Annotated in this window: 15 protein-coding genes and 1 pseudogene; all 16 read left to right on the forward strand. The window is 45.1% G+C overall.

Annotated features, from left to right (window positions below):
* Positions 1-19 precede the first annotated feature (19 nt).
* Positions 20-331, forward strand: a complete 312-nt coding sequence (locus FKX92_RS05525) for a DUF1292 domain-containing protein (RefSeq protein WP_037618287.1) — start codon at positions 20-22, stop codon at positions 329-331.
* Between the two features lie 181 nt (positions 332-512).
* Positions 513-1,745 carry a bifunctional folylpolyglutamate synthase/dihydrofolate synthase gene (locus FKX92_RS05530; RefSeq protein ID WP_149565758.1) on the forward strand — a complete coding sequence of 411 codons (1,233 nt, stop codon included), beginning with the start codon at positions 513-515 and terminating at the stop codon, positions 1,743-1,745.
* 57 nt (positions 1,746-1,802) lie between these two features.
* Positions 1,803-2,282 (forward strand): SP_0198 family lipoprotein, encoded by a 480-nt coding sequence (locus FKX92_RS05535; protein WP_149565759.1) that lies wholly within the window; start codon positions 1,803-1,805, stop codon positions 2,280-2,282.
* Positions 2,283-2,476: 194 nt separating this feature from the next.
* Positions 2,477-4,012, forward strand: a complete 1,536-nt coding sequence (cls, locus tag FKX92_RS05540; protein WP_149565760.1) for a cardiolipin synthase — start codon at positions 2,477-2,479, stop codon at positions 4,010-4,012.
* A 176-nt stretch (positions 4,013-4,188) separates the two neighbouring features.
* Positions 4,189-4,332 (forward strand): hypothetical protein, encoded by a 144-nt coding sequence (locus FKX92_RS05545; protein WP_125337586.1) that lies wholly within the window; start codon positions 4,189-4,191, stop codon positions 4,330-4,332.
* 38 nt (positions 4,333-4,370) lie between these two features.
* Complete coding sequence (locus tag FKX92_RS05550; protein WP_149565761.1) at positions 4,371-5,918, forward strand: heme transporter CcmD; 1,548 nt, start codon at positions 4,371-4,373, stop codon at positions 5,916-5,918.
* Between the two features lie 221 nt (positions 5,919-6,139).
* Positions 6,140-8,335, forward strand: coding sequence for an anaerobic ribonucleoside-triphosphate reductase (nrdD, locus tag FKX92_RS05555; protein WP_149565900.1), 2,196 nt, complete (start codon positions 6,140-6,142; stop codon positions 8,333-8,335).
* A gap of 1 nt (position 8,336) precedes the next feature.
* The gene (locus tag FKX92_RS05560) at positions 8,337-8,477 is read left to right on the forward strand and encodes a hypothetical protein (RefSeq protein ID WP_002894059.1); all 141 of its coding nucleotides are present in this window, start codon (positions 8,337-8,339) and stop codon (positions 8,475-8,477) included.
* A gap of 52 nt (positions 8,478-8,529) precedes the next feature.
* Positions 8,530-9,027 (forward strand): GNAT family N-acetyltransferase, encoded by a 498-nt coding sequence (locus FKX92_RS05565; protein ID WP_149565762.1) that lies wholly within the window; start codon positions 8,530-8,532, stop codon positions 9,025-9,027.
* Positions 9,028-9,036: 9 nt separating this feature from the next.
* A pseudogene (locus FKX92_RS05570) lies at positions 9,037-9,543 on the forward strand (GNAT family N-acetyltransferase).
* 9 nt (positions 9,544-9,552) lie between these two features.
* Complete coding sequence (locus tag FKX92_RS05575) at positions 9,553-10,098, forward strand: GNAT family N-acetyltransferase (protein ID WP_149565763.1); 546 nt, start codon at positions 9,553-9,555, stop codon at positions 10,096-10,098.
* Positions 10,064-10,663, forward strand: coding sequence for an anaerobic ribonucleoside-triphosphate reductase activating protein (gene nrdG, locus FKX92_RS05580; protein ID WP_187759391.1), 600 nt, complete (start codon positions 10,064-10,066; stop codon positions 10,661-10,663). Before FKX92_RS05575 ends, nrdG begins: the two co-directional genes overlap by 35 nt.
* A 241-nt stretch (positions 10,664-10,904) precedes the next feature.
* The gene (gene cpsA / locus FKX92_RS05585) at positions 10,905-12,377 is read left to right on the forward strand and encodes an LCP family glycopolymer transferase CpsA (RefSeq protein ID WP_457654769.1); all 1,473 of its coding nucleotides are present in this window, start codon (positions 10,905-10,907) and stop codon (positions 12,375-12,377) included.
* Positions 12,374-13,105 carry a capsular polysaccharide biosynthesis protein Cps4B gene (gene cps4B / locus FKX92_RS05590; protein ID WP_002902058.1) on the forward strand — a complete coding sequence of 244 codons (732 nt, stop codon included), beginning with the start codon at positions 12,374-12,376 and terminating at the stop codon, positions 13,103-13,105. Before cpsA ends, cps4B begins: the two co-directional genes overlap by 4 nt.
* Positions 13,106-13,112: 7 nt before the next feature.
* Positions 13,113-13,808, forward strand: a complete 696-nt coding sequence (locus tag FKX92_RS05595; protein WP_002894051.1) for a Wzz/FepE/Etk N-terminal domain-containing protein — start codon at positions 13,113-13,115, stop codon at positions 13,806-13,808.
* A 10-nt stretch (positions 13,809-13,818) separates the two neighbouring features.
* Positions 13,819-14,517 (forward strand): polysaccharide biosynthesis tyrosine autokinase, encoded by a 699-nt coding sequence (locus FKX92_RS05600; RefSeq protein ID WP_002911466.1) that lies wholly within the window; start codon positions 13,819-13,821, stop codon positions 14,515-14,517.
* The last annotated feature ends 26 nt before the right edge of the window (positions 14,518-14,543 follow it).

Consider the following 14,543-nt stretch of genomic DNA (forward strand, 5'->3'; position numbering starts at 1 on the left):
AAATGAAGGAGACACTAGTATGGCACATGATCATAACCATGACCACGAGCATGAAGAGCGTGAATTAATCACCTTGGTTGACGAGCAAGGGAACGAAACTTTATTTGAAATTCTTTTGACTATTGATGGTAAGGAAGAGTTTGGCAAGAATTATGTTCTTTTGATTCCGGCTAATGCGGAAGAAGATGAGAACGGTGAAGTAGAGATTCAAGCTTATTCCTTTACCGAAAATGAAGATGGTACAGAAGGCGACCTGCAGCCAATCCCAGAGGACTCAGATGCTGAATGGGATATGATTGAAGAAGTCTTCAACAGCTTTATGGAAGAGTAAGACTGGCCTAGTCTCGTTTCCAGAAATGGACAAGTGCGGGCGAAAAGCTGGCTGAACTTGACAGATGAAGGAAGTAGCCAAGGCTCGGCTATTTTCCATCTCATATCATAAAGATTAGAAAGAGGAGCGAGTTGCAATTCAGATTTGAGTTCTGCTTCGCTGCTCTTTTTTGGGTAAGAAAATGAATGAAATTGAAGAATGGCTGAATAGCCGAATTGGTCTAAACTTTCGTTCGGGTCTAGGGCGGATGCAGCGGGCTGTAGCTCTTTTGGGAAATCCTGAGAAGAGTTTTCCAACGATTCATGTAACGGGTACAAATGGCAAAGGCTCTACTATTGCTTTCATGCGTCAGCTGTTTGCGGGGCATGGTCGCAAGACAGGAAGTTTTACCTCGCCCCACATGATTAGTATTCATGATCGGATTTGTATCAACGGTCAACCGATCGCTTCGGCTGATTTTATCCGTCTGGGTCAGCAGGTGCAAAAGATGGAACAAGAACTGCTCAAAAGTTATGACCAGTTGTCCTATTTTGAAATTCTGACCTTGATAGCCTTTCTCTATTTCAAGGAGCAGGAAGTAGATCTGGCCTTGATTGAGGTGGGGATTGGCGGACTCTTGGACACGACTAATGTCATTACAGGAGATATTGCGGTCATCAGCTCTGTGGGCTTGGACCATCAGGAGACTCTGGGAAGGAGCTTGACGACGATTGCGGAGCAAAAGGCAGGGATTTTCAAGCCGGGGCGGCCAGCTGTCATCGGGCCGCTGCCAGAAGAGGCACGATTGGTTTGTGAGCAGCGAGCTGAGGAGCTGGGAATAGAACTCTACCAGTATGCTCGCGATTTTTCTCTGGCAAATCAGACTTTTTCCAATTCGACTATGACCCTATCCAATCTTGAACTGGGTCTCAAGGGAGGCTATCAGGAGGAAAATGCAGGGCTGGCTTTGCAGGCATTCCTGCTCTTCATGCAGCATCAGGGCTGGGAAATAGATTCTGCTAGGATTCGGACAGCCTTGCAGGAGACTCGTTGGGCTGGGCGCTTGGAAGAAGCCAGTCCAGGTATTTATCTAGATGGGGCCCATAATCTGCCTGCGCTGGAAAAGTTAGTAGAGTTTATCCAAAGCCAGAATGGCAAAGAGTGCCTGCTTCTTTTCGGTGCTCTCAAGCGTAAGGACTATAGCGCTATGCTGGCTTATCTGCGAAAGGCTCTGCCAGATGTTCAGTTAACAGTTACTACCTTTTCTGATGGAGATTCCCTTGGTCAAGCTGACGCGGAAGGCTTCTTATACATAGAGGATTATCGGCAGCTTATTCAGAATTTTCAGGAGAGGCAAAACGATAATCAGCTGCTTTTCATTACGGGCTCTCTTTATTTTATTGCGGAAGTCAGAGCTTATTTGACAAGTTTATAAATTGACCGCCAGAGTCCCGCTTTGGTACAATAAAGACAGAAGAAAAAGGAGAATACTATGGCAATTTCTAAAAAGTTAATCTTTTCGGGTCTAACTGCTGCGGCTGTTTTGGCCTTGGCAGCTTGCGGTTCTAATCAGAACCAGACGGCGCCTTCCTCTCAGTCTCAGTCAGACGCTTCCAGTAAGCCAGCAGAGTCTTCGTCAGTAGCTAGCACGTCTAGTGCGGCCAATAACAGTTCATCTGCTTCAGCATCCTCTTCCGAGCAAGCAGCCAATGGCGAGCTGGATGGCAGATATCAGACAAGTCATGAAGGCGACCAGCTGACCTTGCAGATTTCAGGAACTACTGGCCAGCTGATCAAGGTCGAGTCGGATGGTGAGCAGGAAATTGAACAGGTTCAGATTGATGCTACCAACCAGACCATGATCATCGGAGATGATGTCAAGCGCTATCGCATTGAGGGCAATCAGCTGACAATTGAGGATCTTTCCCAAGAACCTTATGATGATGACACACTGGTCTTTACGAAACAATGATGAAAGAGCCCTGTCTTGAATAGGGCTTTTCCTTTTATCAGTTGTAATCTTGTATTGAAATTTTGAAGATAGTAGTATTCAGAAGCTGTGCTTGAATTTTCATCCACCAGAAATACGATTTGCATTGATATAAACGTTGTTTTAAGGCAGTTTTACTGATATACTAGAATATATGTAATGAGATAGGAGAGTGTATGACTTTCAGGAAATTCCGCTTATTAATGTCAAAATACGGTTTCAGCATCATTATTATGCTGCTGGAGCTAGCCTTTGTCTTTGTTGCGTTCTTCTATTTTAATGAGATTGCACCCAACTGGCTGTCAGTGGCGATGATTGTTTTCCTGTATATTGGGACTATTTTAGCGATTGTCAACCGCAATATGCCGCCTGAGAGCAAGGTGACTTGGCTCCTGATTGCTGTGGTGCCGGTATTTGGCTTCCTGCTCTATCTGATGTTTGGTGAGCGACGGTTGTCTAAAAAGGAAATGATTCAGCTGGAAAATATGGACTCCATGAAATTTCGAGAGGACAATAGCTATGATCTCCGTGTCCAGTTGAAAAAAGAAAACAAGTCGGCCTATGGTATTATTAAGTCACTGCTGAGTACGGACAATAATGCGGATGTCTATGACGGTACAGCTTCTCGTTATTTTCCTATCGGAGAGGAGATGTTTGAGTCCATGCTGGCTGATCTGCGGGCTGCTGAGAAATTCATTTTTCTGGAATTTTATATCATTGATGAAGGGCTGATGTGGGACAGTGTTCTGGAAATCTTGGTCGAAAAAGCCGCTCAGGGCGTTGAAGTCAAGCTGCTCTATGATGATATTGGCTGCATGGCCACTTTGCCAGGCGATTATACGCGTAAGCTGCGCAAGATGGGCATCGAGGCTTATAAGTTTAACAAGGTGATTCCGCGGATGACGGTATCCTACAACAATCGTGACCACCGCAAGATTTTGGTGATTGACGGTCAGGTTGGCTATACTGGCGGCATCAATCTGGCTGACGAGTATATCAATCATATCGTCCGTTTTGGCCACTGGAAAGATGGCGGTGTGCGCTTGGAAGGTCGGGCAGTCAAGGCTCTGACGCGGCTCTTTCTCATGAACTGGTACATCAACCGCGGGGAAATCACAGACTTTGACAAGTACCATCTGGAAAATAAAGCTGTTGAAGGCAAAGGGCTTTACATTCCCTATGGCAGTGGGCCTAAGCCTATTTATAAGGGTCAGGTTGGCAAAACAGTCTATCAAAATATCATTAGTCAGGCTACAGACTATGTCTACATTACCACGCCTTATCTGATCATTGACTACGACCTGACGGAGGATATTAAGAATGCTGCTATGCGGGGAGTGGATGTCCGCATCGTGACTCCTTTTATTCCGGACAAGAAACTGATTCAGATTGTTACCCGTGGAGCCTATCCGGATCTGATAGAAGCGGGAGTTAAGATCTTTGAGTATACGCCAGGGTTTATCCACAGCAAGAATGTGGTGGCTGATGATGAATTTGCCGTGATAGGGACGATTAATTTTGACTACCGCAGTCTGGTGCACCATTATGAAAATGCAGTCCTGATGTACCATACGGAGAGTATCCCAGCTATCAAGGAAGATTTTGAAGCCATTTTTGAGGCTTCTGAGGAAATTCTTCCTGAAAATCTCGATAGCAGCTGGTATCGTCGTTTTATCAAAGAAATCATGCAGCTCTTTGCCCCTATGCTCTAACGCCAGAGGCGAACAAGTTCTGCAGAAATATACAGAAAATCTGAGGCAGAAGTTTCAGATTTTTTGAATGTGCTTTTGCTAATCGTGTTGAGATGTGTTTTCCCCTTTTTGCTTTTATATAGGGATGGATTTTTGCTCTGTTTTTACGAATGTAAAAAATAAAGGAATTTTTTAAGATGACAATGGAAAAAATTTCCAGTCAGCCACTTGCCTATGAAACGAGAGAATATCGCTGTTTTCGGGAACTGGAGGAGCTGGCTAGAAGCTATAATACTCAGAAGAAGGGTCAAGAGAAAGCTGACAGGAGGACAGGAATTTGATATACTAGATGGGACTGATATCAAGGAGAATATTTTATATGCATGATACAACGGAAGAAAAAGTTTTAGAGGTTTCAGAGGAGCAGCTGACTAGGGCTGAAAGGTCTGAGCAAAAAATTACCAAGCCAGAGCCGACGCCCTATTTTTTGACGCTCTTATGTAGTTTGGCTATCAGCTTGCTGAGTGTGGTCAATCCTTTGTTGACTAATCTAGCAACGAATTTACAAAGTCAGAATCTCTATGCCGGCTGGGCCATGACTCAGGGGCAGGTGCCTTATTCGCAAATATATGGGACTAGTGGCCTGCTTTACTATCTGATGGCTTGGACCAGCAGTCTGGCTTTTGGTCAGCTTTTGTGGATGGTCTTTCAGACGCTGGCTCTGTGGCTGGCTGGACTTTTCCTGCACAAGACCTTGGTGCTCTTGCAGCCTAAACAGGATCTATCACGCAGCCTCTTGCTGCTCTTTTACCTGCTAGTCTTTGCCCTTGGATTTGGCGGTCTTTACTCTAGTATTTTTGTTCTGCCCTTTATTTTTTGGAATCTATCTTTTTTGGTGCGCTATCTGCAGGATTCAATCAAGGATGAAAAGTTCATTCTATATGGAGCTTTTGGAGCTCTTGCTTTTATGATTGATCCGGTTTCCAGCCTAGTCTTCTACTCTTTGACTGCTCTGGTACTTTTGGTCTACAATATCGCAGCCAAGCGTGCGGCTCGAGGTTTCTATCAGCTTTTAGCTGGTCTCTTTGGCTTCTCAGTGATTTTTTATCCTATCGGCTACTTTACTGTTGCCAATCAAACCTTTGGCCAAGCCATTAGTCAGGCGACCTATGCTTGGGATTCTATCAGCTTGATTGGCAGTCATAGCCTTTCTAATTTGATTTATTATGGCTTGCTGACGGTTGGTCTAGGTTTCATTTCTGCTTTGGGGGTCAATCTCTTTTCAAGAGAAAAGGGGCAAGCAACCAGCCTGCGCGTCTTGCGCTTTATCGGTCTGCTAGGGCTCTTCATTACTGTCTTTGCGACTTTTATCCTGCCAGATCAGGGCAGCTATCAACTGCTTCCTGCCCTGCCTTTTGCCATGATTCTTTTTGCTTTGTGGTTCAATAAAGGCAAGCAGCAGGAACCAGGGCGTCATCGTCGGAATCGTCGTCGCCCTACGATGTGGACTTCTTATCTCTCAGGCCAGTTCTTTCTGCCACTCTTAGCCATCTTTTATCTGATTGGCTATCCTTTGGTGAATGAGTATATCCTTTCCAGTGGTGTATCTGCTGAAAGAAGTGAAGCGGCTCAGTATATTAAGGAAAAGACCAAGGACGGGGACACTATCTATGCTTGGGATACCTCGGCTAGTCTGTATCAGAAGAGCGGCCGCCTATCAGCTATTTCTCTCTTGTCTCCAACTTTGTATGTGGGAACAGCTGAAAATCGTCTAGGTCTTCAGAATGGTCTTGAAAACAGCCAGCCCAAGTATATTTTGGTTAACAATGATGTCAAATTGCTGTCAGATGTGAAGCAGCTAATTTCCCAAAATTACAAGGAAGCTGACCTCAAACTCGACCATTTCAAGCTTTATCAACTTAAATAGTAAAAAATCAATATGTTGTGTATAAAAAGAAAAAATGACTTTTTTGCCACAACATATTGATTTTTAATTTTAACGTGCTATAATGAGACTTGTATCGACTTATTTAAAAAATACTGTTCTTTGGATGAACTGCTGTCGGAAATTTTTTGGGAATTTCTTAGCAGACGATTGGTTTAAAGAGACTTGATTTGTCCTAAGGGTAGGAAAAGGAAGTGTTCATGATGATTTTAAGGAAAGAGAAGTTTGAAACTGCTCCAGCGATTTATGTGGAGAAGCGGGACGGCCGTAGGGTGGCTTTTGATGTTTCAAAGATCTATAAGGCTATGGTGCGGGCAGCTCAGGAAGTCGGTCCGTTGAATCCGATGCTGGAAGCCAAGCTAGAAGCTATCACAGACCGCATTGTGGCAGAAATCAGCAGTCGCTTCGCTAAGTACGTCAAAATCTATGAGATTCAGAACATCGTTAAGCATGAGCTTTTGAATGCCAAGGAATATGCCATTGCAGAGAACTACATCACTTACCGCACCCAACGGGATTTTGAGCGCTCAAAAGCGACTGATATCAACTTTACTATTGACAAGCTCCTCAACAAAGACCGTACGGTAGTCAATGAGAATGCCAATAAGGACAGTGATGTTTTCAATACCCAACGGGATTTGACAGCTGGGATTGTTGGCAAGTCCATTGGGCTTAAGATGCTGCCGCCTCATGTGGCCAATGCCCACCAAAAGGGGGACATCCACTACCATGATTTGGACTACAGCCCTTATACGCCAATGACGAACTGCTGTCTAATTGACTTTGATGGCATGTTGAAAAATGGCTTCAAGATTGGGAATGCAGAAGTAGAGAGTCCCAAGTCTATTCAGACTGCGACAGCGCAAATCTCGCAAATCATTGCCAATGTGGCTTCCAGCCAGTATGGCGGTTGTTCGGCCGACCGGATTGATGAAGTCTTGGCGCCCTATGCTGAGCTTAATTATCAAAAGCACCTCAAGGATGCAGAGCAATGGGTTTTGCCGGATAAGCAGGAAGAGTACGCCTGGGCGAAGACCAAGAAGGACATCTACGATGCCATGCAGTCGCTAGAGTATGAGATTAATACCCTCTTTACCTCTAACGGTCAGACGCCTTTTACTTCGCTGGGCTTTGGTTTGGGGACCAATCGCTTTGAGCGGGAGATTCAGAAAGCTATTCTCAATATTCGTATCAAGGGACTGGGAAGCGAGCACCGCACAGCAATTTTCCCTAAGCTGATTTTCACCCTTAAGCGCGGGCTTAATCTTGAGCCAGGAACGCCTAATTACGACATCAAAGAACTGGCTCTGGAGTGTGCCACCAAGCGCATGTATCCAGATGTCCTTTCCTATGACAAGATTATCGACTTGACCGGATCGTTCAAGGTACCGATGGGCTGCCGTTCTTTCCTGCAAGGCTGGAAGGATGAAAATGGTCAGGAAGTTAATTCCGGCCGTATGAATCTAGGTGTTGTTACTGTCAATCTACCGCGGATTGCGCTTGAATCTGAGGGGGATTTGGATAAATTCTGGGAACTTTTTAACGAGCGGATGAACATCGCTGAGGATGCTTTGGTCTACCGAGTGGAGCGGACCAAGGAAGCCAGTCCAGCCAATGCACCGATTCTTTATCAGTATGGGGCTTTTGGTCAGCGTCTGGGCAAGTATGATCAAGTAGACCAGCTCTTTACTCACCGTCGTGCGACGGTTTCCCTAGGTTATATCGGTCTGTATGAAGTGGCAGCAGTCTTTTATGGCGGTAATTGGGAGACTAATCCTGAAGCCAAGGACTTTACAGTTGCCATTGTCAAAGATATGAAGCGCCGGGTGGAAGAGTGGTCCGAGCAGTATGATTATCATTTCTCTGTTTACTCAACGCCATCTGAAAGTCTGACCGACCGTTTCTGCCGTTTGGATACAGAGAAGTTTGGCGTCGTTCCAGACATTACTGACAAGGAGTACTATACTAACTCCTTCCACTACGATGTGCGCAAGAATCCAACACCTTTTGAAAAGCTGGACTTTGAGAAGATTTATCCTGAAGTGGGAGCCTCAGGTGGCTTTATCCATTACTGTGAATATCCTGTGTTACAGCAAAATCCCAAGGCACTGGAAGCTGTTTGGGACTATGCCTATGACCGAGTTGGTTACTTAGGTACAAATACACCGATTGACCGCTGTTACAAGTGTAACTTTGAGGGAGATTTCAGGCCGACCGAGCGGGGCTTCACCTGTCCAAACTGTGGCAACAGCGATCCCAAGACGGTCGATGTGGTCAAGCGGACTTGTGGTTATCTAGGAAATCCGCAAGCCCGTCCGATGGTCAATGGTCGCCACAAGGAAATATCAGCTCGGGTCAAGCATATGAATGGCTCGACTATTAAGTACGAAGGAAATTAAGATGGGAAAGTATCAGTTGGACGACAAAGGAAAGGCTCAGGTGCAGCGTTTCCACGAAAAACATTCGCAGGGCGGCAGCGGTAAGAAAGAGCGATTGGCCAAACTGCGTCAGCAATTTTTAGAAAAGAACAAGAAACAATAGAAGTCAGAGTGGGGCGCAAGGCGGTCTCACTCTCTTCGTATCAGGAGGAAGTATGGAGCTGAGACGACCGGAACTAGAAGACAAGGAAAAAATTTTAGAGATGCTGGCTGACTTTGAAGTAGCTGGTAGCCGACAGGACGGCTTCTTTGGCGGAGCAGATTTTGTCTATGAGGACTGGCTGGAGACGATTCAGCTAGCCGAGGCAGGTCTAGGCTTGCCGCAAGGTTTTGTGCCTTACATTCAGCTTGTGACTTTTACTGCGGATGGTCAGGCTGTGGGTTTTCTTAATTTGCGTTTGCAGCTCAATGAGTATCTGCTCCAAGAAGGTGGGCATATCGGCTATAGTATTCGTCCCTCTGCGCGTGGCAAAGGACTCGCAAAAGAGCAACTGCGACAAGGTTTGCAAGTAGCCGAAAGTAAAAATATTAAACGAGTCCTAGTGACTTGCGATTGTGATAATGCTGCCAGTCGAGCAGTGATTCTGGCTAATGGCGGAGCTTTAGAGGATGTTCGAGACGGGAAAGAGCGTTACTGGATTAATGTTGATTAAGGAGGGAGTATGGAGCTAAGACGACCAACTTTGGAAGATAAAGACGCGATTTTAGAGATGATTGCGGAGTTCGATGCAGCAAAATCCTATATGCACGGTGGCATGGGCTCCACTTGGAAGCGAGCAAAGGATTATGAGGGTTGGTTGAAAATTGTAGAACGGCAGGAGGATGCTGCCAATTTGCCAGCAGGCTGGGTTCCTGCAATCAAATTTTTATCCTTTGATGAGACCGGCTTGCCTCTGGGCTTTTTAGCTTTACGCCTGTCCTTAAATGACAAATTATTTGTGGAGGGTGGGCATATTGGCTATTCTATCCGGCCCAGTCAACGCAGAAAGGGATTGGCTAAGTTGCAGCTAGAGCTAGGACTTGCAGAGGCTCGAAAACAAGGATTAGAATGAGTGCTGATTACCTGTGATGAAGACAATGAAGCTAGTCGCCGCACGATTCTCTCTGCTGGCGGTGTTTACGAAAATACAATCGACAGAAGCCAGCGCTACTGGATTGATGTCAATTAAGGAGGGAGCATGGAGCTAAGACGACCAACTTTGGAAGATAAAGATGCAATTTTAGAGATGATTGCGGAGTTCAATGCTGCAAAATCCTATATGCATGGTGGCATGGGCTCCGCTTGGAAGCGAGCAAAGGATTATGAGGATTGGTTAAAGATTGTAGAGCAGCAGGAGGATGCTGCCAATTTGCCAGCAGGCTGGGTTCCTGCAATCAAATTTTTATCCTTTGATGAGACCGGCTTGCCTCTGGGATTTTTAGCTCTGCGCTTGTCCTTAAATGACAAATTATTTGTAGAGGGTGGTCATATTGGCTATTCTATTCGGCCCAGTCAACGCAGAAAGGGCTTGGCTAAGTTGCAGCTAAAGTTAGGGCTAGCAGAAGCTAGAAAGCAAGGACTAGAACGAGTGCTGGTTACCTGCGATGAAGACAACGAAGCCAGCCGCCGCACGATTCTCTCTGCTGGCGGTGTTTACGAAAATACAATAGACAGAAGTCAGCGTTACTGGATTGATTTGGAGGATGAAGATGAACAATCCCAAACCTCAAGAATGGAAAAGTGAGGAGCTGAGCAAGGGGCGAATCATTGACTATAAGGCCTTTAACTTTGTAGATGGCGAAGGCGTCCGCAACTCCCTCTATGTCAGTGGCTGTATGTTTCACTGTGAGGGCTGCTATAATGCAGCAACTTGGTCTTTCAACGCCGGCATTCCTTATACCCAAGAGTTGGAGGATCAGATTATGAAAGACTTGGCGGAACCCTATGTGCAGGGGCTGACCCTCCTAGGCGGCGAGCCTTTTCTCAATACAGGCATTCTCCTGCCCTTGGTCAAGCGGATTCGGAGAGAGCTTCCAGGCAAGGATATCTGGTCCTGGACGGGTTACACCTGGGAGGAGATGATGCTGGAAACGGAGGATAAGCTAGAGCTGCTGAGTTTGATTGATATTCTGGTGGACGGCCGTTTTGACCTTACCAAGAAGAATCTCATGTTGCAGTTCCGCGGCTCTTCTAATCAACGCATCATTGATGTGCAGAAGTCCCTTCAGTCAGGTCAAGTAGTCATCTGGGACAAGCTAAATGATGGCCTTCAGGCCTATGAGCAAGTTGACAGGGATAAGATGCTTTAAAAACCAAGTAAAGTACTGATATAAAAGAGGTTTTACCTCTTTTTTTCTGTTGTCAAAAACAGTATAAAATATCGGTTTTTCGAGAGAGAAGAAAGAATTTACCGAAAATTAATACAGACTGTCCTTTTTTGTCAACAAATTTTGGAAAAAACTAAAATATTTTTAAATATTTTAGTGTATCATAATGCATTTATGATATAATAAAATGTATTTATATCTCAGGGGAGAAAAAGGGAGAATTATGAATCAACATAGGAGAAATGTGCCTGCTTCTAAAAAGGGGAAGAAGCTGAGGCTCTTTAATGCAGCTTTACTGACATTGGTAAGCTTGGTTTCAGGTTTGCTTGTTTTTTCTATATTTAAAAATAATGTTCTGGCGTTTCATCACCTGAACCTTATTTTGTCTGCTCTTTTAGCGGCTGTTATTTTACTGGCAGCCTTCTTTGTATGGAAAAATAAGTTCAAAGTCCTGACAACCTTACTTTTGCTTGTGACTCTGCTGGTATCCTCAGGAGCTATGTACGGGGTCAAGGAGCTGATGGACTTATCTAGAGGTGTGAACTCCACCTCAAATTACTCTGAAATTGAAATGGCCGTTTATGTTCGGACAGACAACGATAAATCAGATGTGACGCAACTGAAGAAGCTGACAGCTCCGACTGAAAATGGGGATAAGGACAATGTGACAGCTCTTTTGGAGCACATCAAGAAGACTAAAAAGACAGAACTCACAGTGGAAAACAGCTCGTCTTATATCGCAGCTTACAAGGCCCTCATCAATCAAGAGACTGAGGCCATTGCCCTCAACAGCTCATTTGGAGATATGCTGGCTTCTCACGATGCTGACTATGCTTCAAAGATAAAGAAAATCTATACTTATAAAATTACCCGTCAAGTAGAGACCGGCAAGCGCAGGGATGATGCCAATGCGGATGTCTTCAATATCTATGTCAGCGGTATCGATACTTATGGCTCTATTTCATCTGTCTCTCGCTCAGATGTCAATATCATCATGACGGTTAATCGCAAGACCAAGAAAGTCCTCTTGACGACAACTCCTCGTGATTCTTATGTGGCGATTGCAGATGGAGGAACTGGGCAGATGGACAAGCTGACCCATGCAGGGATTTACGGGGTAGATGCTTCTATCCACACGCTGGAAAATCTTTACGGTATTCGCATTGACTACTATGTTCGTCTGAATTTCTCTTCTTTCCTCAAGCTGGTAGACCTGCTGGGTGGGATTGATGTTGAAAATGACCAAGAATTTACCAGCAGACACGGCAATCATCATTTCCCAGTAGGGAAAGTTCATATGAACTCAGATCAGGCATTAGGTTTTGTTCGCGAGCGATACTCTCTTCAGGGTGGCGACAATGACCGCGGGAAAAATCAAGAAAAGGTTATCGAAGCAGTCATTAAAAAGCTGACTTCAACCAGTGCTTTGAAGAACTACAATGAGATTATTTCTGGCTTGCAGGATTCTATCCAGACCAATATGGAGTTGCCTGTTCTTATGAATCTGGTCAATACCCAGCTGGAGTCAGGGGGAAGCTATCAAGTTCAGTCACAAGCCATCAGCGGAAACGGACGCATGGATTTACCATCCTATGCTATGCCAGATTCCAATCTCTACATGATGGAAATCCAGCCAGAAAGCCTTGATAATGCTAAGGCAGCGATTCAGCAGGTAATGGAAGGGAAAACACCATGATTGACATCCATTCTCATATTATCTTTGATGTGGACGACGGTCCTAAGAATTTTGAGGATTCCAAAAAACTGCTGGAAGAAAGCTATCGACAGGGAGTTCGGACTATTATCTCTACCTCTCATCGCAGAAAGGGCATGTTTGAAACGCCTGAGGAGACCATTAGAGCTAACTTTAAAATGGTAAAAGAACTGGCAGAGCTTGTAGCGCCTGACTTGACGGTTCTCTATGGGGCAGAGGTTTACTACACCAGCGATGTGGCGGATAAGTTGGAAAAGGGGATTTTCCCCAGTCTAGCTGGTACACGCTATGTGCTGATTGAGTTTAGCATGGCGACTCCTTATAAGGACATCCATAAAGGCTTGGCTCAGATTCTGCGGCTTGGTCTAACACCGGTCGTGGCTCATATTGAGCGCTATCACTGCTTGGAAAATGATGAAAAGAAGGTACAGGAACTCATTAATATGGGCTGCTATACTCAGATTAATAGCTCCAGTGTTCTGAAGCCCAAGCTGCTTGGAGACTCGCATAAATTTATGAAAAAACGGGCTCAATTCTTTTTGGAGAAGGACTTGGTCCACTTTGTTGCCAGCGACATGCACAATCTAAGCCAGAGACCGCCCTTTATGAAGGAGGCCTTTGACATCGTCGCTAAGAAATACGGTTCCCGCCGGGCAGAGGCCCTCTTTGGCGGTAATCAAGCATTATTATTAAAAAATGAATTGATTTAGGGGAAAAATGGAAAAACAAGAAAAGCAAATCGTAGAAATCGATATTCTGTCCTTGCTGAGAGCCTTATGGCTGAAGAAATTTACCATCGTATTGGGAGCGGTGCTCTTTTCTTTGCTGGCTTTTGGCTACAGCGTCTTTATTGCTAAGAAAATGTATCAGAGCACCACACGCATCTATGTGGTTAGCCGTCAGAACGAGACGCAGGCAGCTTTGACTAATCAGGACTTGCAGGCGGGGTCTTACCTCGTTAAGGACTTTAAGGAAATCATTCTGTCGCAGGCGGTTCTGTCACAGGCAATTAGCGAGCTGAAACTGCAAACGTCACCAAGAGAGCTGACGCGTCACATCACCGTTTCCGTTCCGGCGGATACTCGTATCGTTTCGATTACAGTTAAGGATGACAATCCAGAGGAAGCGGCTCGCATTGCCAATGCCTTCCGTAATATTGCTGCTGAGAAAATTATCGAAGTGACAAAAGTTTCTGATGTGACAACTTTGGAAGAAGCAACAGTCCCAGCAGAGCCTTCTTCACCAAATATTCGGCGTAATGTTATCTTAGGATTTTTAGGGGGCAGTGTCCTGATGTCGATCTTTATCATCGCTGTAGAAATCCTGGATGATCGGGTGAAGAAGCCAGAGGACATTGAAGAAGTCATGGGCTTGACGCTGTTGGGCGTTATCCCAGATATGAACAGAATGTAAGGGAGAGAAAATGGCAACCTTAGAATTAGTTAGGAAAAAAAGGAACCTTGTCAAACTAACCGAGGAATACTACAATGCTCTAAGTACTAATGTACAGCTGAGCGGCGCCAATATCAAGATGGTCGAAATAAGCTCGGTGACGGCAAATGAAGGAAAGTCTACAACCTCAGTGAATCTCGCAGCCGCCTTTGCCAGAGCTGGTCATAAGACCTTGATGATCGATGCGGATATCCGCAACTCAGTCATGTCCGGTGTGTTTAGCAGTCAGAGAAAAGTATCAGGACTGACGGACTATTTGTCAGGACAGGCTGCCCTGCACGAAGTCATCAATGATACAGATCTGGACAACCTAGATGTGATCTTGTCTGGTCCAGTATCACCTAATCCGACTGGGCTTTTGCAAAGCAAGCAGTTTGATGCGCTTTTGACGGACTTACGTGTTCGTTATGACTATATCATTGTGGATACTTCACCGATTGGTCTGGTCATTGATGCGGCTATCATCGCTCAGAAATGCGATGCCAGCTTCTTGGTGACACAAGCAGGCCATATCAAACGAAAAGCAGTCATGAAAGCTAAAGAGCAGTTGGAACAAACGGGAACTCCTTTTTTGGGTGTTGTCCTCAATAAATATAACATTGACTTGGAACGCTATGGCGCCTACGGAACTTATGGGGGATACGGCAGCTATGGCAATTATGGGAAATAATAGGGATTAAAGAGTTTTAGGATAAT

Source organism: Streptococcus sanguinis (genome assembly GCF_008329445.1).
Lineage (GTDB): Bacteria > Bacillota > Bacilli > Lactobacillales > Streptococcaceae > Streptococcus > Streptococcus sanguinis_O.

Coding starts and splice junctions, on each gene's coding strand:
- nrdD (WP_149565900.1), top strand. CDS start 6,140: ATGATTTTAAGGAAAGAGAAGTTTGAAACTGCTCCAGCGATTTATGTG.
- FKX92_RS05525 (WP_037618287.1), top strand. CDS start 20: ATGGCACATGATCATAACCATGACCACGAGCATGAAGAGCGTGAATTA.
- FKX92_RS05535 (WP_149565759.1), top strand. CDS start 1,803: ATGGCAATTTCTAAAAAGTTAATCTTTTCGGGTCTAACTGCTGCGGCT.
- FKX92_RS05560 (WP_002894059.1), top strand. CDS start 8,337: ATGGGAAAGTATCAGTTGGACGACAAAGGAAAGGCTCAGGTGCAGCGT.
- FKX92_RS05530 (WP_149565758.1), top strand. CDS start 513: ATGAATGAAATTGAAGAATGGCTGAATAGCCGAATTGGTCTAAACTTT.
- cps4B (WP_002902058.1), top strand. CDS start 12,374: ATGATTGACATCCATTCTCATATTATCTTTGATGTGGACGACGGTCCT.
- nrdG (WP_187759391.1), top strand. CDS start 10,064: ATGAACAATCCCAAACCTCAAGAATGGAAAAGTGAGGAGCTGAGCAAG.
- FKX92_RS05595 (WP_002894051.1), top strand. CDS start 13,113: ATGGAAAAACAAGAAAAGCAAATCGTAGAAATCGATATTCTGTCCTTG.
- FKX92_RS05565 (WP_149565762.1), top strand. CDS start 8,530: ATGGAGCTGAGACGACCGGAACTAGAAGACAAGGAAAAAATTTTAGAG.
- cls (WP_149565760.1), top strand. CDS start 2,477: ATGACTTTCAGGAAATTCCGCTTATTAATGTCAAAATACGGTTTCAGC.
- FKX92_RS05600 (WP_002911466.1), top strand. CDS start 13,819: ATGGCAACCTTAGAATTAGTTAGGAAAAAAAGGAACCTTGTCAAACTA.
- FKX92_RS05575 (WP_149565763.1), top strand. CDS start 9,553: ATGGAGCTAAGACGACCAACTTTGGAAGATAAAGATGCAATTTTAGAG.
- cpsA (WP_457654769.1), top strand. CDS start 10,905: ATGAATCAACATAGGAGAAATGTGCCTGCTTCTAAAAAGGGGAAGAAG.
- FKX92_RS05545 (WP_125337586.1), top strand. CDS start 4,189: ATGACAATGGAAAAAATTTCCAGTCAGCCACTTGCCTATGAAACGAGA.
- FKX92_RS05550 (WP_149565761.1), top strand. CDS start 4,371: ATGCATGATACAACGGAAGAAAAAGTTTTAGAGGTTTCAGAGGAGCAG.